Source organism: Maricaulis sp. (assembly GCF_030149425.1).
Classification (GTDB): Bacteria; Pseudomonadota; Alphaproteobacteria; order Caulobacterales; family Maricaulaceae; genus Maricaulis.
Map to the genome: position 1 here is coordinate 46286 of NZ_JASBRQ010000010.1, position 20231 is coordinate 66516.

Below are 20231 nucleotides of genomic sequence, written 5' to 3' on the forward strand. Positions count from 1 at the left end.
GACGCACCATGCCTTCGTCCTACGACATTGATGATCCGGACTTCGACGCCTGGGATGAAGACAATGTCGAAGACCTGCTGGATACGGAAGCTGAAGCTGACGATACAGTCCCGCTCGATGAGCCGAGCTACCAGGATCTGGTCTCTGCCACACCCCGTGAAGCCGCGCAGCCGGTGGCCAGCAGTGGCAATGGCCGCGAGCAATTGCGCAATCAGGCGCGGGAAGCAGCCAAGCGTCTGCTGCGCGAGCACATTGCCGCCATTCTGCCTCATGCCCTGCAACAGTCCGGACTGCTGGCCTATCGCGCTCCGGCGGAGCGGGCCCGCCTGCACCAGGCTTGTATGCGTGGCCTTTCTGTTGAGTTTCCGTTGTGTGCCGGGCGCCTTTTTGCGCGGAATGAGCAGGCTGCAGGAGCGGAGCGGGCGGCCATTGGGCGCGAATTGCGTCTTACTCCGGTTCTGGCCTGCACCTCGGCCCGCCTGGCCCGCCGTTTCCGCAATGAACTGACCAAGCAGGACACCGATGCGCTGGTCGCGGCGATCACTGACCTGATTCCGGTCCGGGTGCTGCGGCTCGATGGTGATGAGGCATTGGCCGCTCCGCGCAGCGTGAACCAGGAGACCAATGAGACGCCCGCCGCCGGTCCGGACAGCGACCAGCTGGCGGTGCTGCGGCGCACCCTGGTTGATGCGCTGACGACGCTGGACAGCCTGGCGGCTGCGCAGTCCCGGCGGGCGCTGTGATGTCGACGGCCCAGACAAGGATACGTCCGCACAGTAGCGCTGGGGCCGGCCGCAAGGCTCCGGTCCGCGGTCAGAAGGAGCGGCCGGTACAAGGTGCCAAGCCCTTGCCGCCGGTAAAGCTCCCCGCATTCACCACCCAGCGCTATCTGTCGCGCCAGATCCTCAATGCCAAGCGTAATCTGGCAGCAATGGAGAGCTTCAAGCCGGATGGGTTCGGGCGCGGTGCCGAAGCCCCTTCAGCAGCCCATATCCATGCCGTCAATCAGCTGCTCGACGAGGCTCGCGCCCGCTTGCGGGAGAAGGTCGGTGGTCTGGCGGCCATGGGCGCCGAGGCCGCGAGCAGCGAAACTGGCTTCGCCGGCTTTCTCAACGCTCATGACGCGGTGATCGCGCAGATCAAGGAATTGGAGACATTGCGGGCGTTCTATGCCGGCATGTTCGAGCAGCGCACCGGTGATATCGGTCAGTCCCTGCTCGGCCTCGACCGGATTGCCCGCGATTGTTACCAGGCCATCTGGCTCAATATCGGCCGCCCGCGCAGCCTGCCTGCACCGGTTCCCTTCTGTTATGTCGAAGATGGACGCGGTCCCGCCACTTATCGCCGCGGCGTCAAGCTGACCGTGCTTGGCAAGCGGCCCAACCCCTTCCCCCTGGTCAAACTCCCCCAGCACCGCCTGATCAATCCCTGGACGCTCGGCGCCATCCCGCATGAGGTCGCGCATAATCTGCAGAATGATCTCGGGCTCTGGAAGGTGCTGCCGTCGCACATCCGCAAAGTCATGCGCGGGGTTGTTCCCGATAGTGCCGCAGCGGTCTGGGCGCGCTGGCACAAGGAAAGCTATGCCGATCTGTGCGGCGTGCTGCTGATCGGGCCGGCCTATGTGGAGTCGCTGATCGATATTGTCGGCAAGGCACCGCGTAAGGCGACCACCTTCAATCCTACCGGTGTTCATCCAACACCCATTGTCCGGGTGTTGATGAATTGCGAGCTGCTTCGCCGCATGGGGTTTGCTCGAGAAGCCGAGCAATTCCGCACAACCTGGCGCGGGCTCTATCCGGGCGACGCTTTCCATGATCTGCCGGAGGACTTCCGGACCTCGCTCGGCCGCGGCATGGCGGCCATGGTGGAGGCGATTTGTTTCTCCGAGAAACCGGAGTATGGCGGAAAGAAACTATCTAAGGTAGTGTCATATGATCCTGGTGATCAGGTCCTGGTCGCCGAGGCGGCCAGCCGGCTGCTCAAAGGGATGAATACCGGGATCCTGCCCGAGCGTTTCTTGATTGCCGCAAGTCGCCAGGCAATAGCCCGGCCCGGCGCCAAGACCAGCATTGTTGCGCGTAACTTCTTTAAATCGTTAGGCCGGGGATGAATGATGACCAAGCCCGATACGACGGACACTGTCGCCGAATTCTTCCAGGCCCTTATACCGCAAATCACCCGGGCTCAGTCCCTGACGGCCGAATTGCGAAACTCCTCCCAGGACTATCTGCAGGCGCTGTCGCTCGATTACCTCGGCAAGAGTCTGGAGGCCTGCACGCTGATCCTCGCAGAGGTCGAGAAGGCCAAGGCGAGCTCCGAGCAGGACCTGCTGCAAGCGCGGTTCACCGACCTGCTCGGCGAAGTGCGGGATAACCTGCTCAGCTCCGCGCTCCGCCTCGATCTTGATGCGGTCGAGGAAGAAGCCAAGGAGGCCCGCAAGGCCGCCGCAAAGAGCCGCAAAGCGCCACACAGCGCCAATCTTTCGCGCATCGACGCGCTCAAACGTGTCCTCGCGGATATCGAAACCCAAGCCGCCGCCGGCGATGACATCCTCGGCGTACTGGCAAGCCGGACCAGCAAGGAGAGGCCCATGCCCGATACACCCCAGCTCGATGAATTGGCCAATGCGGTCGCCTCTATCGGCGTGCAGCTGGCCCGTAACAATACCGCTCCGGCGGCCGGTGGTTCGTCCGGTGCCGGCGACTATCGCGAAGTGCCCACGCAGATGAACGCGACCCTGCAGGCTGTCGGTGCTCCGCAATATGGTGTCGCCTTCGCCCGCGATGACCGCCGCAGCCATGCAGCGCTCGACATGATCGATGCGCTCAGCGACAGTTTTGAAGCGGTCGAGGCCGACGGAAAAACAAGCTATCGCCTGTCCCAGGCGCCGACATCGCGCCGCTCGGTGAGCCGTAACTCGCCCCTCCTGGCCGGCGCCGCCCGCGTTGAAGCCCATGTTATCGAAACGGAGAGCCAGCACTTGCTGGCGGCGCTCGACGGACTGCAGACGATCCTGCGTTTCCGCGTTCAGCCAGGTGTGCCGACCGCGGAGACCTATCGCGCCCGTATCGCCGAGCGGCTGGAAGAACTGGTCGCCGTGATGGAGGACCCGTTCGGGGTCAACCGGGCGCGCGCCAACATGCTATTGGCCTGGGTCGGGCTGGATATCGCACGCTATCTCGATTTGTCGGAACTGCAGCCGAACGGGCAGGGCAGTGAGCTCTGGTACGGGTTGTTCGCGCTCGTCGTGGATGCTGACACGATCAATGACCCGGATGAGCTCTCGATCGAACGCAGCGTTATCGACGACAGCCGATACAGGGCCGGAATCCAGCGCTTAGCCTATGTCTTCAGAACCCTGGCCATGCGCCTGCGCGATTTTGCTGCCGATGATGCCGGCACCTATGCCGCCCGGCTCGAGGAAACATTGCACGTCCTCAATGGCTCGGCGCATGATCTGCGCGATATCCTGGCCAGCACCGGCACCAGTGCGAGCGAACGCAATGTCATGTTGTTTGCGACGCGGCCGGTCTCAATCCAGAAGATTCGCGCCACGCGTTACCGTCCGACACGGCCGGCGAGCATGATCAGCGTGGCCCAGCTGATCGATTGGGTGATTACCCTGACCGACCCCCATGTCGGTCCGGAACACCAGGCCGCGAGTTTGAGCGCGCGTGAGGTGAAGCTGGTGACCGGTGAACTGGCGCTGCAATGCCACATGCTCAGCGCCTTGATGGCCCAGGCTGATGAGTTCGATTTCGCCTTCAAACTGAGCCCGGTCTACGTGCAGACCCGCGAATTCCAGTCGCAGCTGGAAAACGCCCTGCAATGGGCCAGCGCCCTCGCGGACACGGCCGGCTAGGCCCCAGGATACAGGAGAGCTGACATGACAGATGAACGCGTCGACACGCTTGGAGAATTGAATGGGATTCTCGGCCGGCTGCAACAATTGCGCACCACCATGGTCCGCGATGCCCGTGATGAATTATCCCGCCGGCCCGGACAGGCGGAGCTGATCAACCAGTATATTGCCGATGCCGAAGGCGCGATTATGTCGTTGCTCAACCCGGCCCCGGGAGATCCGCGCGATGATGGTGGCCTGATGCCGATGATCGGCTTGGGTGATGAGGTTGCCCGCTCGCTCGGGGACAGCGCCTCGAGCAATCTCGTGCCCAATTACGACGACCAGATCAATCGTGAACGGATCTGGGCGCTGGCGGACTTGTATTACATCTACCAGATGGAACGGCTGGGCACGTTCCGCGTCGTGCTGAAACTGCAGCAATTGTTCAAGTCCGGCGAAGTCCGGCTGTCAGACGGTCCCGGTGCCATGGCGCTGTACCAGTATGACCGTAAACGTGTGCTGCGCTACACGGCGAGCGAACGCAAGGCGGCCTACAGGAAGGTGTTTGGTTATACCGATGCGACCCCGCCGGACGGAGCCGAACCGAACGGTCCCTTCCATGCCCTGATGTCGAATTTCTGCCGCCATGTCTCATCCTTCTTTGAGAATAAGCGGGTCTCCGAAGTGCTGCGGCCGAACAATACCCGCGAGACCTTCGGGTCCATGGCGGTGGTGCGGCGTGCCGGACTGGATCTGCGCCATAATCTCAAACAGGCCTCCTATGGCAATGTCGCCGTGTTGCGCTCGGAAGTGATGGTGTTGCTGCGGGATGCATTCGAGATCCTCAACGCTCCGGACATTACACGCCTGTTTGGTGCCGACACCGGGTGGGATGTGCTGGAGGAAGTGCTTAAGCGCCATTTGCACGAACGCCCGGTTACCTCGCAGCGTAATCGCCTCGCCGTGACCGGCCGCGATATCTTGCGCTGGCTGGCGGAGGACTATGTCCTGACCGATGTGCGGACGGATTTCGAGGCCCTGCTTGAAGCCATTGTCGATGCCAGTGATGACTGGCTGACCAGTGCGGAATCTCTCGGCCTGCGCCGTCAACTCGGCGATCGTCAGGGTCATGTGATCGATTTTCGACCCGCTAGCCGCATTAAGAAACCAGCGTAACGGCCGTCACACGTGATAGCGCGTTTAGCGTGTTAAAAATATCGATAACAAGGGGAGGTGAAAATATGGCGGCGAATACCGAGTTGAAGCCGGAAGAGTATGTCCAGGGCCAGCCAGTGGTTGAACAACCACCTGTTCCCATGGATGAAACGGTTGAACTGGCTTTGCTTTCGCCGCGCGAGCTGGAGATCACCCGCTGTGTCGCCAAGGGTTTTTCCAACAAGGAGACAGCGCGTCTTCTCGGAATAAGCCACTGGACCGTTGCTGCCCATCTCAAGGCCAGCTTCTTGAAGCTGGGGGTCAAACGGCGTTCAGAGCTGGCCTTTTTGATGCGGCGTATCCTCTGAACGCGGTCATAGCGGCAATTCGGTCGTATTCTTGATGGCCTCCATGGCGAAGCTGGCGCTGACATCGGAGAGCGGTGCGATGGCAATCAGCTTTTTGTAGACCTCGTCATAATCCTTCACGTCGGGGACGCAGATCTTCAGCAGATAATCGATATCTCCGCCCATACGGTAGAATTCGACGACCTCCGGCATGCGCTCCACCCCGCTGGAAAAGCGCTGCAGCCATTCCGCGTCATGCCGGCTGGTGCGGATCGAGACGAAGAGGGTGGCGTTCAACCCCAGTTTTTCCGGATCGAGCAGGGCCACGCGTTTGCGGATATAGCCGGCCTCTTCCAGCCGTTTGAGCCGCCGGGCCGTCGGGGTGGCGCTGAGCCCGATGGCATCGGCCAGAGCCTGGATCGACATGTCCGAATTGGTTTGAATATGGCGCAAAATGCGCTGATCAGTCACGTCCATCTGCACGAAGACCCCGTCTAGTAGCGAAAATCACCAGAATAGGGTCCAGTTATAGCGGAAAAGGGTGAAAAGCGCTCGTGGAAATCTGTTCCAATACTCCCACTGCCCCGGGAGTGAACATGGACCGCAATATTCTCACAGATGCCACGACAGATCCGATCGACCGCTTGCGTAGCGCACTGATCGGTCATGGCCGGATGATCCCAACCCCGGTGGGCGAGCAAAGCCTGCTCTACGCAGATTACACCGCTTCGGGGCGGGGGCTGGCGACGGTCGAGCGTCAGATTGACCGCCTGATGGCTGATTATGCCAACCCGCATTCGATCGACAGCCTCACCGGCCGCCGCGCGGGGCAGTGGTTGCACGAGGCCCGGGCGCGCATCAAATCCGCCATCAACGCCTCTGAGGATGACGCGCTGATCCTGTACGGTGCCGGGGCAACGGCGGGGATCCATAAACTGCAGGAAATCCTCGGTCTGACCCTGCCTCCGGCCACGGCCCAGCGGGTGTCGCTGGCGCCGGCAGACCGGCCGGTCGTGTTTGTCGGTCCGTACGAACATCATTCCAATGAGTTGAGCTGGCGCGAAAGCCTGGCCGAAGTGGTCTCCATCCCGCTCGATAAGAGTGGCGGGATTGACATGGCGGCACTGGAACGTGCGCTGAGCGACAAGGCCTACCGTACCCGGCAGAAGATCGGTGCCTTTTCTGCCGCCTCCAACGTAACCGGCGTTGAGACAGATGTGCCGGCTCTGGCGCGCCTGCTGCACCGCCACGATGCCATTCTCTGCCTCGATTGCGCCGCCAGCGCCCCGTATCGCCAGATCGATATGCATCCTGCTCAAGATCCGATGGCGGCGATCGACGCGGTCTATTTCTCGCCGCACAAATTCATCGGCGGCCCCGGGGCGTGCGGCGTGCTGGCTCTGAACAAGGCGCTTTACCGTCAGGACCTGCCACCGACCCAGAGCGCCGGCGGCACGGTGCGCTATGTCTGGAAAGACGGGCATGATTTCATTGAAGATATCGATGCGCGCGAACAGGCCGGTACGCCCGGCCTGCCCCAGATCGTCCGGGCCGCCCTGGCGCTGCAGTTACAGGCCGAGATCGGTTTTGCCGCGATCGAGACGCGTGAGCGCAGCTATCTGCGCCGGGCATTCTCTGCCTGGCAGGACAATCCGAACATCGAAATCCTCGGTCCGGCCGCCCCGGAACGGCGGCTGGGGATCGTTGCATTCAACATTCTCGACAGCGCGGGGCAGCGCCTGTCTCCGCGTCTGGTGACGGCATTGTTGAATGATTTCTATGGCATCCAGACCCGTGCCGGATGCTCCTGTGCCGGTCCTTACGGGCATGATCTGCTGCAGATCAGTGCCGAGGAAACCGCTGCTATCCGCAAGCGCGTGCTGGCCGGGGAAACCGGCGCCCGGCCCGGCTGGTGCCGGCTCTCGCTGCACTGGTTGATGGATGACGAGGAGGTCTCCCGCATCATTTCCGCCGTCGAGCACATCGCCTGCGAAGCTGAAACCATGGCCGAGGATTATCGCTGCGATGCGGTGGAAGGCAGCTGGACGCACCGTCGCCAGCGCAGTGACGGTGCCGTCATGCCGGACCGCTTGCTCTAGCGGGTCTTGCGGTGCCGGAGAACGCCGGCATCGTTGAGGTGGTCATCGATCAGGGTGTGGCTTGCCTTGTCCAGTGGCGCGCGGCGCGGATAGACCGGTTCGAACCGGTCATCGACCCAGTGCGTATCCCAATGATCGGTCATGGCGATGAAGTCGCGCAACATGGCCTCACCGCCGGTTTCAAGCGCGCCGATCAGACAGGTGTCGACATAGGTTTGCGGGATCGGGTGATCTGCATCGGCAGGTTCGTGCGCATGGTTGACCACGATCCAGAACCGCCCTTCCGGCAGATCGCCCTCGACATGCAGCCTTGATCCATCCACTTCGGTCCAGGAATAGCCGCGCTCGCGATGGCGCATATGCGGGTTGATTTCGACCGGGACCAGGACGGCATGCAGACGCGCCGTCTCATCGGCCACCAGGCCGAGATAGGTCGCCGCCTCGTCGCGATAGCGCACCGACCAGGCCCGACGCCAGCCCAGGAGGTCGACCTTGTGGGCCACGCCGGTCAGACCGGAGCGCTGGCGGCTCTCGCGGCTGAGAATGGAGCCGTATCCGATCATGAAGTCGCGCTGGGTCATGGGTCCAAGGTGGGGCTTGTAACGTCAGCCGTCCAGAGCCGTTGATACGCGGACAAAGAAAACGGCCCGGCGCAAGACTGCACCGGGCCGCTTTTTAGGCTGTCGGTTCTGGCGTCTTACCAGATCGAGACGCGCTCTTCCGGCGGCAGGTAGAGGTCGTGCTCTTCGGTGATGCCGAAGGCTTCATACCAGCCATCCTGGTTCCGCAGCGCACCGTTGATGCGGTATTGCGGCGGGGAGTGCGGGCCGCGGCGCAGCTGCTGCACCATGGCTTCCTCGGTGTAGAGGTTCCGCCAGACCTGGGCCCAGGCCATGTAGAAACGCTGATTGCCGGAGAAACCGTCGAGAACCGGGGCTTCACCGCCATGGTCTTCCAGGTAGAGCTGGTAAGCGCGGTAGGCCATGGAGAGGCCGCCGACATCACCGATATTCTCACCCAGGGAGAGGCGGCCGTTCACAAACTCGCCCTCGATCGGGGAGAATTCGCTGTACTGGGCTGCCAGACGATCCGTCAGCGCGTCGAAATTGGCGCGGCTGTCTTCAGTCCACCAGTCACGCAGCACACCGTCGCCATCAGAGCGCGAGCCCTGGTCGTCAAAACCGTGGCCCATTTCGTGGCCGATCACCGAGCCGATACCACCGAAGTTCACAGCCGGGTCCGCATGCGGGTCGAAGAACGGCCCCTGCAGGATGGCGGCCGGGAAGACGATCTCATTGGCGGTCGGGGAGTAATAGGCATTGACGGTTTGCGGCGTCATACCCCATTCCCACTCGCGGATCGGACCGCGCAGACGTGCACGGCTGTCGGCACGGAACCAGGCTGCCATACGCTCGGCATTGCCGAACAGGTCGTCAGCGCGGATCTCGACCGAGGAGTAATCCGGCCACTGGTCCGGATAACCGATCTTCGGCGTGAAATTCTCGAACTTGTAGAGCGCGCCTTCACGGGTCTCTTCATCCATCCAGTCGAGCGTTTCCAGGCGCTCGCGCAGGGCGCGGCCGAGATAGTCAACGAGGACTTCCATCTGCTCCTTGTATTCCGGCGGGAAGTGACGCTCGACATAGATCTGGCCCAGGGCCATACCGGCATTGCCGTTGACGAACTGGATCGCGCGCGCGTCCAGCGGACGCGGCTCGGCGACACCGGACAGGGTCGTCGAGTAGAAGGCGAAGGAACGATCGTAGAATTCCGGCGTCAGCACATTGCGGTTGCTGGAGACGAAGCGGAAGGTCAGCCAGTCCTGCCAGGTTTCCACCGGTACTTCGGTGAACATGGTGGCCAGCGACTGGATCGCCGTGTTCTGGCGGATCACGACTTCAGTCTGATCTGCAAAGTCCAGCGCCTCCATGAAGGCGGTCCAGTTGAAGCCCGGCGCGTATTCGGCCAGTTCTTCCGTGCTCATCAGATTATAGGTGCGCGTACGGTCGCGGCTGTCCTGGCGGGTCCAGTGGACCTGGGCGATCATGGTTTCCAGATCGAGGATGCGCTGAGCACGCTCGGCACCGCCATCCATGCCGATCAGGCCGAACACATCGCCGATATACTCGACATAGGCGTCACGATAGCCCTGATAGCGCTCGGTATCTTCCAGATAGTAGTCGCGCGTCGGCAGGCCGAGACCGCTCTGGCTGACGCCGACGATGTAACGGCTCGGATCACCCTGGTCACGGGTGACGCCGGCGCCGAAGATGGACGAGGTGCCCGGACGGCCCATCAGGTCGGCGATATCGTCATGGCTGGACGCGCCGGCAATGGTGTCGAGCATCGGGCGAACCGGGTCAAAGCCGCGCTCGGTCCGCGTATCCTGGTCCAGGAAGGAGGCGTGCAGGTCGCCGATCTGCTGCAGCGGCGTGCCCGCTTCGGCATTGGCCGAAGACGCTTCCGCGATGATCGCATCGATACGCTCTTCCGACAGCAGGAACAGTTCGGTGAAGGCACCGAAACGGGAGAAGCCCTGCGGCAGCTCGGAGCCGTCAAGCCAGCCGGCATTGACATAACGATTGAAGTCATCGCCCGGATGGACGCTGTCATCGATGTGCTGGGTTTCGATACCCCAGCTGCCGAGACGCGGCTGACCGGCGGACGGATCGCCGACACTGACTTGTGCGGTTTCCTCGACGCCCGGCGCTTCGGTCGCCGGGGTACAGGCCGCAAGAAGGGCCAGGCTCGCGCCGGCCAATAGGAATTTACGCATGGATCTCTCCCCAAAAAATACGAAAGCCCAGACAGCTTGGCGCTAGACACTAGTGGGAACAGACGCCTTGGCAACTTAAGCCTCAGTTAGAATAGGGACTCGTTGCAGTATATGTACAAACAAAACGGCCCGGCGTTTGCGCGCCGGGCCGTCGTATCGGGTGTCTGTGTCCCAACTACCAGATTTTCACGCGCTCTTCCGGCGGCAGGTAGAGGGCGTGGTCTTCGGTAATGCCGAAGGCCTCATACCACTCATCCAGATTCCGGACGACACCATTGGTGCGGTATTGTGACGGGCTGTGCGGATCCGTCGATAGGCGTGAGATCAGATTGTCCTCGGTGTAGAGGCGGCGCCAGACCTGGGCCCAGGCGAGGAAGAAACGCTGATCGCCGGTAAACCCGTCAATCACGGGCGCTTCGCCGCCTTCATAGGTCTCGGCGACATAATTGCGATAGGCGGTGTAGGCCATCTGCACGCCACCGAGATCACCGATGTTCTCACCCATGGTGAACTCACCATTCACATACATGCCCTCGACCGGCGAATAGGAGCTGTACTGGGCGCCCAGACGGTCGGCCCGCTCGAGGAAGCGCGCATTGGTCTCTTCCGTCCACCAGTCGCGGATCGACCCGTCAAAGTCGAAACGGCGACCCTGATCATCGAAACCGTGCCCGATCTCATGCCCGATCACAGCGCCGATCGCACCGTAATTGATCGCCGCATCGGCAGCCGGGTCAAAGAAAGGCGCCTGCAGGATGCCGGCCGGGAAGGTGATCTGGTTCATCAGCGGGTTATAGGACGCGTTAACCGTCTGCGGCGGATAGGGCCACTGATTACGATCAACCGGGCCGTCCAGGTCGGCCACTTGTTCAGCCCACTGGAACTCGACAATACGCATCATATTGCCGAACAGATCATCGCCGCGGACTTCCAGGGCCGAATAGTCGCGCCACTCGTCCGGGTAGCCGATGCGGGGTTCGAAGGTGGAGAGTTTGCGCAGCGCATTGACCCGCGTCTCTTCATCCATCCATTCCAGATTCTGCAGCCGGCCTTCGAACGCCGTGGTCAGATTGGCGACCAGACCTTCCATTGCGGTCTTTGAGGCGGCCGGGAAATGGCGCTGGACATAAACCTGCCCCACCGCTTCGCCGAGCTGGCCGCCAACCAGGTTGACGCCGCGGCGGTCACGCGGACGCTGCTCGTCAATCCCATTCAGCGTCTGGCTGTAGAAACGGAAATTGGCCTCGTCGAACTCCGCTGAAAGGGCGCCGGAATTACTGCGCAGGAAGTGGAAGGTCATGTAGTCCTTCCAGGTGTCGACGGCAGTTTCGGCGAAAATCGCACCCGTGCCCTCAATGGCACTGGGCTGGGCCACGAGATAGGTGGCCACGCTATCGAGCGAGAGCTGTGCCATGCCGGCCGGGAAGTCGATCTGCGGAGCCAGCTCATTGAGCTGATCCAGCGGCATCGGATTGTAGATTTCCTGGATGTTGCGCGAGCGCGCCTGAGTCCAGTGAACCTCGGCCAGGCGCGTTTCCAGGTCCATGATGGCCTGGGCACTGCTGGTGGCATCTGCTGCACCGGCCAGGGTCAGAATCTCGGCAATGAAGGCGACATAGGCTTCGCGATAGCGGCCATAGGCTTCGTTCTCTTCATCGAGATAGTATTCGCGATCCGGCAGTCCGAGGCCGCCCTGGCCGACAAAGACGGTGTAGCGGGTCGTATCGGCAGGGTCGGGGATAATGCCGACGCCGAAGGGCGACTGGTGATGAATCGTCGCGAACAAGGCCGTGATGTCGCTATGGGTCTCAGCGGCCGCGATCTCGTCGAGATAGGGCTGGGCCGGAGTTATGCCGAGGCTGTTGACGGTCTCGGTGTCCATCCAGCTGGCATAGAGATCGCCGACCTGCTGCTCGACCGAGCCGGCGTCGCTGCTGCGGCCTGCGAGATCAAGGATGATGTCCTGGACCTGTTCTTCTGCTTCGATCGAAAGCTCGGTGAACATACCGTAATTGGAGCGATCGGACGGGATCTCAGTGGTATCCAGCCAGATGCCGTTGGCATAACGGAAGAAGTCGTCGCCGGGGTGATAGTTGAGGTCCATCCCCTCGGTATCGAAACCCCAGGTGCCGATATCGGCGGCGATCTGCTCGACGACGGTGTCGCTGCCGTTTGAGGGCAGTTGGACCTGGTCGCAGGCGGCCAGCAGCAGCAGGGCTGCCGAACTCATCAGAAGTTTTCTCATAATTGTCCCCTTCTCAAATGCTTGCCCCCGCGCCGGTGACAGCGCGGGGGCTTGGTGGTGTACCAGTTTTACTCGGCCGGAGCCTTGTCGAGGTGACCCGGCAATTCGCCATGGGCGAAGTCCGTGTCGGAGTAATCATGGCCCAGCGACGGCTGTTTCTTGCCCGACACCACCGTCCGCGCGAAGCGGGCGATGTCGACCCCGATGCCGTACATGGCCGGAACCAGGATCAGCGTCAGGAACAGGGCGAAGATCACGGCGAAGCCGAGGGCGACGACCATGGGCTTGAGGAATTGTGCCTGGGTCGACTGCTCCGCCATCATCGGGAAGATGCCGAGGAAGGTGGTGACCGAGGTCAGCAGGATCGGGCGGAAACGCTGCACACCGGCATCAACCAGGGCCTGGAAAGCCCCGACGCCATTGGCCCGCAGGCGGTTCACGAAGTCGATCAGGACCAGGTTGTCGTTGATCACAACCCCCGCGGCCGCACCCACACCGAAGTAGGAGAAAAGCGCGATCGGCATGCCGAACAAGGCGTGACCGAAGACGGCCCCGGCGAAGGCGAACGGGATCGCCACCATGATCAAGAGCGGCTGGAAGTATGAGCCGAAGGCCACTGCCAGCAGGATATACATGGCGCCCAGGGCGATCAGGGTCAGGATCAGGACTTCCTGCATGAATTCCTGCTCGCCCTCAGCCTGGCCAACTTCATCGCGGCTGATACCCGGGAAACGGTCTTCCCAGCTCTCCCAGAACTCCTCATTGAGGCTGGAATTGATCTCGGCGCGCGCTGCCGGATCAGACAGTTCGGCACTGACGGTGGTGGTCCGCATGCCGTTGCGGCGACGGATCTGGTTGAGGCCTGGAGCGAACTCGACTTCCGCGACAGCGGAAAGCGGAACCTCGCGGCCGTCCGCCGTACGGATGCGCACATCGCGCAGCGTGTCGAGCGAGCGGCGGCTGTCTTCCGGCAGACGCAGCATGACGCGGACATCCTGGCCGTCACGCGGCAGGCGCTGGATTTCCTCGCCATAGAAAGCCTGGCGAACCTGACGGGTGACGTCCTGCAGCGTCAGGCCAAGGGCCTGGGCATCCGGGCGCAGGGTGAAGCGCAGTTCTTCCGTCGAGGTCTGCAGACTGTCGACCACATCATAGGTGTCATAGCTGCGCAGCTGGTCCTTCAGAGCGTCAGCGGCTTCACGTAGCACGTAGAGGTCCGGGTGGCTGATGGCAAAGCTGATGCCGCTACCGCCATTATTGATGGTGGAGTCGAAGCGGACTTCTTCTGCATCGGGCACCGGTCCCATGAACTCACGAATGGTCTGGGCGACGTCCGCCGTCGGCAGGTTGCCCGGCCGCTCTTCCGGATCGGCAATCGTGATCCAGGCGCGGATACGGCCATCGGTCGCCAGCGTAGAGCGGCTCTCGATCATATCCACCTGGCCCGGATATTCATTGCGGTAGTACTGCAGCGCTTCATCCTGAGCGGTTTCCAGCTGCATGCGGACCTGCTCGGTCCGGCTCCAGGGCGTGCCCTGGGCCAGGGTGATGCTGACCTGAACCGTCTCATTCTCGATGTTCGGCATGAAGACATTGCCGACGCGGTTGGAGGCCTGCAGCGAGATCGCGATCGCGAAGATACCGAGGAAGGCGAACAGGGTCGCATAGCGGTTGCGGATCGCCGTTTTCACGAACGGGCGGTAAACGTAACGCGCGACGGCGACCAGGGTGAAGGCAATGCCGCGCTGGATAGCGATCAGCGGCCCGAACAAGCCCTTGTTCGACTGCGGTTTCAGGTGCGACAGGTGCGCCGGCAGGATGAGCAGGGACTCGATCAGGGAGAAGGTCAGCGTCGCGATCACGACCAGAGAGATCTGCTTGGTGAACTGAACCTCAGGGCCGGTCAGGAGCATCCAGGGCGAGAACATCATGATGGTGGTGATGACGGCGAAGATCACCGGCTTGGCGACCATCTGCGTACCGACGACAGCCGCCGTCAGCCCGCGTTCGCCGCGTTCCACCCTGTCGTGAATATTCTCCCCGACGACAATGGCATCGTCGACGACGATCCCGATCACCAAGAGGAAGGCAAACAGCGACAGCATGTTCAGCGTCACGCCCATCATCGGCAGCAGCAGGAAGGCGCCGCCAAAGGCGATGAAGATGCCGATGGTGACCCAGAAGGCCACGGCCGGGCGCAGGAACAGGAACAGGACGATCAGAACCAGACCGCCACCAATCAGGGCGGAGTTCAGGATGGTGTTCATCCGGCCCTCATAGAGCTCGGAGTTGTCCCACCACAGCGACAGGCTGACTGCATCGGGCAGTTCCAGCTGTTTCTGGTCAATATACTCACGGACGACGGCCGAAACCTCGACGACGTCGATATTCGGTGTCGTCAGGACGACGACCAGCGCCATCGGCTCGCCGTTGAAGGTCGCGGCCAGGTTGGCGTCGACGAAACCATCATTGACGCGGGCGATGTCACGCAGCCGCAGCGTACCGCCATCAGCGGTCTGGCGGACGATGATTTCCTCGAACTCGGCCTGGGTGTCGGCAAGCTGGCGCGCAGTGAAATTGATATCGCCGAGCGCGGTGCGAGCGCTGCCGGCAGAAGCGTTGAGCGAGCTGGCGCGGACCGCACGGGCGATCTCGTCGAACGTCATGTTGTAACGCTGGAGGTTTTCCTCGGAGAGTTCGATGGAAACTTCCTCATTCAGCGTCGCCCACAGATCGACGACCGACGCACCGGGAAGCTGGGCGACTTCGTCACGGATCTCGCGGGCAATTTGCTGCAGGCCCCGGCGGTCGACATTGCCGTGCACGGCAAAACCGATCACCTGGTCCTGTGAGCGCCACTGGCTGACGACCGGGCGGAAGGCCGAGGGGGGCAGATTGTTGACCGAGTCGACCTCGAGTTTGATCTGGTCGATGAACTCGCCGATATCGACATTGCGCTGACCTTCGATATTCACGAAACCGGAGCCTTCGCGTGCGGTCGAGGTGATGGTCTCGATGCCGTCCATATCCGAGAGCGCTTCCTCGATACGGACGATGATCTGTTCCTCGACCTCTTGCGGTGAGGCTCCCGGCCAAGCCACCGAAACGGTGGCGCCGTTGACGGCGATGGTCGGGAAGACCTCACGGTTCAGCTGGCCATAGCCCACCAGACCGCCGATGACGGCGACAAGCATGAGCAGATTGGCTGCGACCGAATTGCGGGCCCACCAGCCGATGATGCCTTTGGGCGCTTCTTGGTGCGTTTCGTTCGGATCGGTCATAACCGCCTCCTCGTTAGCGGTAGATCTGATTAGCCGGCATTGGCGGCAGTGGTTTCGCCATCGGCGTCACCGGTTTCAGTTTCGGCCATGCCTTCTTCGGCGTCTTCCGGAGCTTCAATGGTCGCGGAATAGGCGGAGAGGACTTCACCCGCTTCATCCAGCGACTGGATACGCATGCCGTCAGAGGCGCCGCGAACCGGCGAGACCACCACCATGTCGCCGGCAGAGACGCCGGAGGACACGACCAGGCGCTCGGTCGAAGACGTCACCACGTCGACAGTACGGATGGACATGCGCCCACCGGGCTCTGCGACATAGACGCTATTCTCGCCGCGCAGCGCTGCGCGCGGCAGGATGTAGGCATTCTCGACTTCACGGCCGACGATCTCGGCATTGACGAACAGGCCAACAGCCAGCGGAGCACCGCCTTCAGCAGCTGCGCCATAAGGGTCATCGACTTCAGCGATGGCGTAGAGAACGCGCGTCTGCGGGTCGATGGCGCTGTCCGTGCGGGTAATACGACCCTGCCAGGTCTGCTCGGCACCGGCCAGGGTGGCGGTGAGCGTCACCGGGATGCCGGCCTCGTCACCCGCGCTGTAAGCGACCGGGATGCCCAGAATGCCAAGTTCGAAATCGGTCAGCGGCAGGCGGACCAGAACGGTGTCGGTGGAGAAGACCTCACCCAGCGGCGTGCCGGCATTGACGAACTGACCGAGGTCAGCGGCCTTGGAGCGGACGCGACCGGTGAACGGTGCGGAAACCCGGGTGCGCTGCAGGTCCAGACGGGCGTCCTGCAGGGTAGCGCGGGCGGCGGCCAGTTGAGCGCGGGCTTCAGCCAGCTGCGGTTCACGCAGGGTCAGGGCCGAGGCTTCACCTTCGCCAAGCTCTTCCCATTCCGAACGGGCCAGGTCGCTTTCCGCCTGCTCGCGGGCCAGAGCCTGAGTGGCCTGGGCCACCTGGGCTTCGGCGCGGGTCACGGCGAGGCGATAATCCGCGTCTTCGATGCGGACCAGCGTCTCACCGGCCTCGAAGAAACCGCCTTCGATGAAATCCGGGTTCACAAAGGTGATGCGGCCGGAGACCTGGGGGACCAGGTTGATCTGGGTGCGTGGGCGGGCCTGGCCCTGCGAATTCACCGTCAGGGCAATGGTTTCGCGTTGGGCTTCTTCAACGAAGACCGCGATCGGCCGCGGTGTCGGATTGGCGCGCTCAGGCTGTGGCCCCGTGCTCATAATGGCTGAAACGACCAGGCCGAACAGCACGATAACGATAGCGATGACAACAATTCGTGCGACGAGGGGTCCCATGACTATTCTCCTGCCCGCATGGCCGGCTCAGACGAACCGGCGACTGCAAAATCGCCAGCAATGGCGAGATAAAGATCGATACGATTAGTGACGCGCTCGCGCTGCGCCGAGATGTACTGGCTTTCCGCGCTGATGCGACGGCTATTGGCGTCGAGCAGCGCGAATATGGTGGATACGCCGCGAGCGTACTGGCGGATGACCAGTTCTTCCGCAGCCGCCGCTTCTTCAAAGGCCTGACGCAGGCTTTCCACACGTTCGGTGAGGATGGTGTCGGCATAAAGCGCGTTTTCCGCTTCCTGCCAGGCGCTCAAAACCGTCTGCGCATAAGAGGCGACCGCCAGTTCGGCATTGGCCTGGGCCTGATCGCGCTGGGCCCGCAACTGCCCGCCGCGGAAGATCGGGGCGGTCAGCGAGGCGGCCATGTTGGAGATAAAATCATCAACATCGAGCGCGTCTTCCAGCGAAACGCCGCCACCGCCGGTGGAACCGGACAGGGACAGGCTCGGGAACAAGGCCGCGCGGGCCGCATCAGCACGCAGGCCGGCAGACAGCAGACGGCGTTCCGCCGCCAGCACATCCGGCCGGCGGGTCAGAAGATCTTGCGGCGAACCCAGTCCGCCCGGGGCATCAAGCGCCGGGAAATCGCCATCATGGGCGATGCGCGCCGCCGGATAACGGCCGAGCAGGGTTTCCAGCGTCCGCGCCGAAGAGGCTTCGGAGCGGCGGCGCGATGCGACGGCGGCTTCCGAAGAGGCCACCGAGCTGCGTGCGGTCCGGACGTCGGAGCTGCGTACCAGGCCGCGGGCAAAGCGCCGTTCGGTCAGGGCCAGCGTGTCGCGGCGGGTCTGCAGGTCTCGTTCTGCGAGTTCGGTTTGCTGGCGCGCTTCGATCAGCGCGTACCAGGCTTTGGCGACCTGGCCGGCGACCGACAATTGCGCCCCGCGCAGATCTTCCGCGGCGGCTTCGGCGTCCAGCGTTCCGGCATTGGCGGTGTTGCGCACCCGGCCCCACAGATCGACCTCCCAGGAGGAGGAGAGGCCGAAGGAATAGCTGTCCGTGCCCCCGGGTTCGGTCCGTTCCACGCCGAGCGATCCGCTCAGCGAGGGCAGCCGGTCGGAACCGGCAACCCGGGCCGATGCGCGTGCCGCGTCAAAGCGGGCCAGCGATTGGGCAAGGGAGGGATTGGCGCCGAAGGCTTCTTCAACAAGGCCGGTCAGGGCCGGGTCGCCCATCGCGGTGATCCAGTTCTCAGCCGCCGTCTGGCCCAGCATGGCCGGTTCCGATGTGAAGCGCGCGGGCGCTTCCGGCAGGACCGTCTCGGGCTGGAAGGCCGGCGTGCTGGCACAGGAGACCGTGGTGAGGGCCGTCGCCAGTACTAACAATGATTTACGCATGCGTTGTCCCCGCACGTCTTGAGCTCTACCGATAGCGCATCCTATGGCCGCCTTAGCGAAAGTCAACATAAATTTATCGAAAAACACTAAATGCCTATCGATTTCCATGAAATAGTTGTCGAAATTCGAGATGCGACAGTCCCGCAAGCGCTCTGCCCGCGGCCGTTTCACCTTATCGCCGGTATGTGCCATAGAGACGACAGTCCGTTGGCGGGATCAGTCCCGCCGCAACGCGCCAGCGGCCCCTATGCCTTGCTCGCGCTAACAAGGCGAGTGAACTTTGAGAAAGGTCGCAAGCGAAACACAGCCCTCCATTCGCATCCGGCGCCGCGACACCGCGGCCGTTGCAGCACTTGGAAGTACGGTTCTCCTGCTGCTGTGGATTTTCGGCGAGCTCGGGTTTGTGCAGGCGTTCGTCGCGATCGCGACGGTCGGCGCCCTGTCGGTGTTTTACTATCTGACCGTTTCAACCACGCTGAATCCGCGCCTTGCTGCTCCGGTTGAACCGGAGCCGGAAGAACGGCCTGCGGACCGCGTGCCCGCCGATGCCATGCTGGAAAGCCTGCCCATTCCGGTTTTGATGATTGGCGCCGGCGGTCGGATCGAAAGCGCCAACCCGGCAGCGCGAGAATTTGTCGGGCTGGGTTCGACCAGTGGCAATCTGTCTGCCGTGCTCAGGCAGCCCAAAGTCCTTGAAGCCGTAAGCGCCGCACTCCGCGGCACGCCGGTCAAACCGGTTGAGTATTCCAATATGGCGCCGGTCGAAAGCCATGTGCGCGCTTTCGTGGCGCCGTTGAAGATCGACAGCGACCCGGTCCTGCCCTGGCGCGCCATGCTGGTCCTCACTGACGAGACGTCGATCAAACGGGCGGATCGCATGCGCGCGGATTTCCTCGCCAACGCCAGTCATGAATTGCGCACGCCGCTGGCCTCTCTAGCGGGCTTCATCGAGACGCTGCGCGGTCATGCCCGCGAGGATGAAGAGGCCCGCGAGCGCTTCCTTGGCATCATGTTCGATCAGACCGAACGCATGCAGCGGCTGATCAATGACCTGCTTTCGCTGTCGCGGATTGAAATGGACGAACATGTCCAACCGAGCGGCGAGGCGGATATCTCGGCGGTGGCAGAGGACGTGATTGATTTCCTGCGGCCGCAGCTGGCGGCGAAATCGATCGAGCTGGAAACCGATATCGTCAAGGGCGCCGTGGCCACAGGCGACCGGGACCAGTTGACCGAGGTGATGATCAACCTAGTCGAAAACGCGATCAAATATTCGCCCCGCGAAACACTTATCTCGCTCGAACTGATTACCGATGCGCCGCGAGAGGAAGCGGAGAAGCGCGAGTTGACGCTGGAGGGGGAAAGCAGCCGCCTGTCCCTGGCGATGCCGCCCTCCGATCCCGGCGAGCGTTATGTCGTCGTCCGGGTGCGCGATCGGGGTAAGGGTATTGAGCGCCCCAATCTGCCGCGCCTGTCAGAGCGATTTTACCGGGTGGACGGTCAGAAAAGCGGACCGAAAGAGGGAACCGGGCTGGGGCTCGCCATCGTCAAGCACATCATCAACCGGCACCGGGGCGGTTTTACCGTTGAAAGCTCACCCGGGCACGGCTCGGTCTTCTCGGTTTTTCTGCCAATGGCGCGAGAACAAGCCGCAGATTCGGTCGATGAAACAGTGGATCAGGATAGCTGATCGACCTGCCTGGACTGGGCAGTGTCACAAAACTGTAGCTCAAATGTCATAAAGGGGCCGACCACACCCGCTAGGGGTGGTGATTAATCC

The 20231-nt window shown here is 62.4% G+C and carries 14 protein-coding genes; 7 read left to right on the top strand and 7 right to left on the bottom strand.

From position 1 onward, the window contains the following. Positions 1-8: 8 nt before the first annotated feature. The 5 genes from Q1V57_RS02210 to Q1V57_RS02230 all read left to right on the top strand — a co-directional run bounded on the left by Q1V57_RS02210 (position 9) and on the right by Q1V57_RS02230 (position 5370). Positions 9-743, top strand: a complete 735-nt coding sequence (locus Q1V57_RS02210) for a hypothetical protein (protein ID WP_300527277.1) — start codon at positions 9-11, stop codon at positions 741-743. Beyond that, on the top strand, positions 743-2113 hold the full coding sequence (locus tag Q1V57_RS02215) for a hypothetical protein (protein ID WP_300527278.1): 1371 nt from the start codon (positions 743-745) through the stop codon (positions 2111-2113). Before Q1V57_RS02210 ends, Q1V57_RS02215 begins: the two co-directional genes overlap by 1 nt. A gap of 3 nt (positions 2114-2116) precedes the next feature. Further along, the gene (locus Q1V57_RS02220) at positions 2117-3865 is read left to right on the top strand and encodes a hypothetical protein (RefSeq protein WP_300527279.1); all 1749 of its coding nucleotides are present in this window, start codon (positions 2117-2119) and stop codon (positions 3863-3865) included. Between the two features lie 24 nt (positions 3866-3889). Continuing rightward, positions 3890-5023 (top strand): hypothetical protein, encoded by a 1134-nt coding sequence (locus Q1V57_RS02225; protein WP_300527280.1) that lies wholly within the window; start codon positions 3890-3892, stop codon positions 5021-5023. Between the two features lie 65 nt (positions 5024-5088). After that, positions 5089-5370, top strand: coding sequence for a LuxR C-terminal-related transcriptional regulator (locus tag Q1V57_RS02230; RefSeq protein ID WP_300527281.1), 282 nt, complete (start codon positions 5089-5091; stop codon positions 5368-5370). A gap of 6 nt (positions 5371-5376) precedes the next feature. Here the strand turns inward: Q1V57_RS02230 and Q1V57_RS02235 are convergent, their stop codons facing one another. Next, positions 5377-5826: an Lrp/AsnC family transcriptional regulator gene (locus Q1V57_RS02235; protein ID WP_300527282.1), complete on the bottom strand. Its 450-nt coding sequence runs from the start codon at positions 5824-5826 to the stop codon at positions 5377-5379. Between the two features lie 119 nt (positions 5827-5945). On the opposite strand from Q1V57_RS02235, the gene Q1V57_RS02240 reads away from it, so the two are divergent. Further along, the gene (locus Q1V57_RS02240; RefSeq protein ID WP_300527284.1) at positions 5946-7448 is read left to right on the top strand and encodes an aminotransferase class V-fold PLP-dependent enzyme; all 1503 of its coding nucleotides are present in this window, start codon (positions 5946-5948) and stop codon (positions 7446-7448) included. On the opposite strand, the gene Q1V57_RS02245 is transcribed toward Q1V57_RS02240, so the two are convergent. From Q1V57_RS02245 to Q1V57_RS02270, 6 genes are all read right to left on the bottom strand, one after another. Then, positions 7445-8029 (bottom strand): hypothetical protein, encoded by a 585-nt coding sequence (locus Q1V57_RS02245; RefSeq protein ID WP_300527285.1) that lies wholly within the window; start codon positions 8027-8029, stop codon positions 7445-7447. The genes Q1V57_RS02240 and Q1V57_RS02245 overlap by 4 nt on opposite strands. 116 nt (positions 8030-8145) lie before the next feature. Further along, positions 8146-10224, bottom strand: a complete 2079-nt coding sequence (locus Q1V57_RS02250) for a M13 family metallopeptidase (protein ID WP_300527286.1) — start codon at positions 10222-10224, stop codon at positions 8146-8148. A gap of 175 nt (positions 10225-10399) precedes the next feature. Further along, complete coding sequence (locus Q1V57_RS02255; protein WP_300527287.1) at positions 10400-12469, bottom strand: M13 family metallopeptidase; 2070 nt, start codon at positions 12467-12469, stop codon at positions 10400-10402. Positions 12470-12537: 68 nt separating this feature from the next. Further along, positions 12538-15750, bottom strand: a complete 3213-nt coding sequence (locus Q1V57_RS02260; protein WP_300527288.1) for an efflux RND transporter permease subunit — start codon at positions 15748-15750, stop codon at positions 12538-12540. Positions 15751-15779: 29 nt separating this feature from the next. After that, positions 15780-17057 carry an efflux RND transporter periplasmic adaptor subunit gene (locus Q1V57_RS02265; protein ID WP_300527290.1) on the bottom strand — a complete coding sequence of 426 codons (1278 nt, stop codon included), beginning with the start codon at positions 17055-17057 and terminating at the stop codon, positions 15780-15782. Positions 17058-17059: 2 nt separating this feature from the next. After that, on the bottom strand, positions 17060-18451 hold the full coding sequence (locus tag Q1V57_RS02270; RefSeq protein WP_300527291.1) for an efflux transporter outer membrane subunit: 1392 nt from the start codon (positions 18449-18451) through the stop codon (positions 17060-17062). A 280-nt stretch (positions 18452-18731) separates the two neighbouring features. On the opposite strand from Q1V57_RS02270, the gene Q1V57_RS02275 reads away from it, so the two are divergent. Further along, on the top strand, positions 18732-20141 hold the full coding sequence (locus Q1V57_RS02275) for an ATP-binding protein (RefSeq protein WP_300527292.1): 1410 nt from the start codon (positions 18732-18734) through the stop codon (positions 20139-20141). The last annotated feature ends 90 nt before the right edge of the window (positions 20142-20231 follow it).

Bases quoted from the DNA above. Each gene is read 5' to 3' on its own strand.
- Q1V57_RS02210 (WP_300527277.1), top strand. From the start codon at position 9: ATGCCTTCGTCCTACGACATTGATGATCCGGACTTCGACGCCTGGGAT.
- Q1V57_RS02215 (WP_300527278.1), top strand. From the start codon at position 743: ATGTCGACGGCCCAGACAAGGATACGTCCGCACAGTAGCGCTGGGGCC.
- Q1V57_RS02220 (WP_300527279.1), top strand. From the start codon at position 2,117: ATGACCAAGCCCGATACGACGGACACTGTCGCCGAATTCTTCCAGGCC.
- Q1V57_RS02225 (WP_300527280.1), top strand. From the start codon at position 3,890: ATGACAGATGAACGCGTCGACACGCTTGGAGAATTGAATGGGATTCTC.
- Q1V57_RS02230 (WP_300527281.1), top strand. From the start codon at position 5,089: ATGGCGGCGAATACCGAGTTGAAGCCGGAAGAGTATGTCCAGGGCCAG.
- Q1V57_RS02235 (WP_300527282.1), bottom strand. From the start codon at position 5,826: ATGGACGTGACTGATCAGCGCATTTTGCGCCATATTCAAACCAATTCG.
- Q1V57_RS02240 (WP_300527284.1), top strand. From the start codon at position 5,946: ATGGACCGCAATATTCTCACAGATGCCACGACAGATCCGATCGACCGC.
- Q1V57_RS02245 (WP_300527285.1), bottom strand. From the start codon at position 8,029: ATGACCCAGCGCGACTTCATGATCGGATACGGCTCCATTCTCAGCCGC.
- Q1V57_RS02250 (WP_300527286.1), bottom strand. From the start codon at position 10,224: ATGCGTAAATTCCTATTGGCCGGCGCGAGCCTGGCCCTTCTTGCGGCC.
- Q1V57_RS02255 (WP_300527287.1), bottom strand. From the start codon at position 12,469: ATGAGAAAACTTCTGATGAGTTCGGCAGCCCTGCTGCTGCTGGCCGCC.
- Q1V57_RS02260 (WP_300527288.1), bottom strand. From the start codon at position 15,750: ATGACCGATCCGAACGAAACGCACCAAGAAGCGCCCAAAGGCATCATC.
- Q1V57_RS02265 (WP_300527290.1), bottom strand. From the start codon at position 17,057: ATGGGACCCCTCGTCGCACGAATTGTTGTCATCGCTATCGTTATCGTG.
- Q1V57_RS02270 (WP_300527291.1), bottom strand. From the start codon at position 18,451: ATGCGTAAATCATTGTTAGTACTGGCGACGGCCCTCACCACGGTCTCC.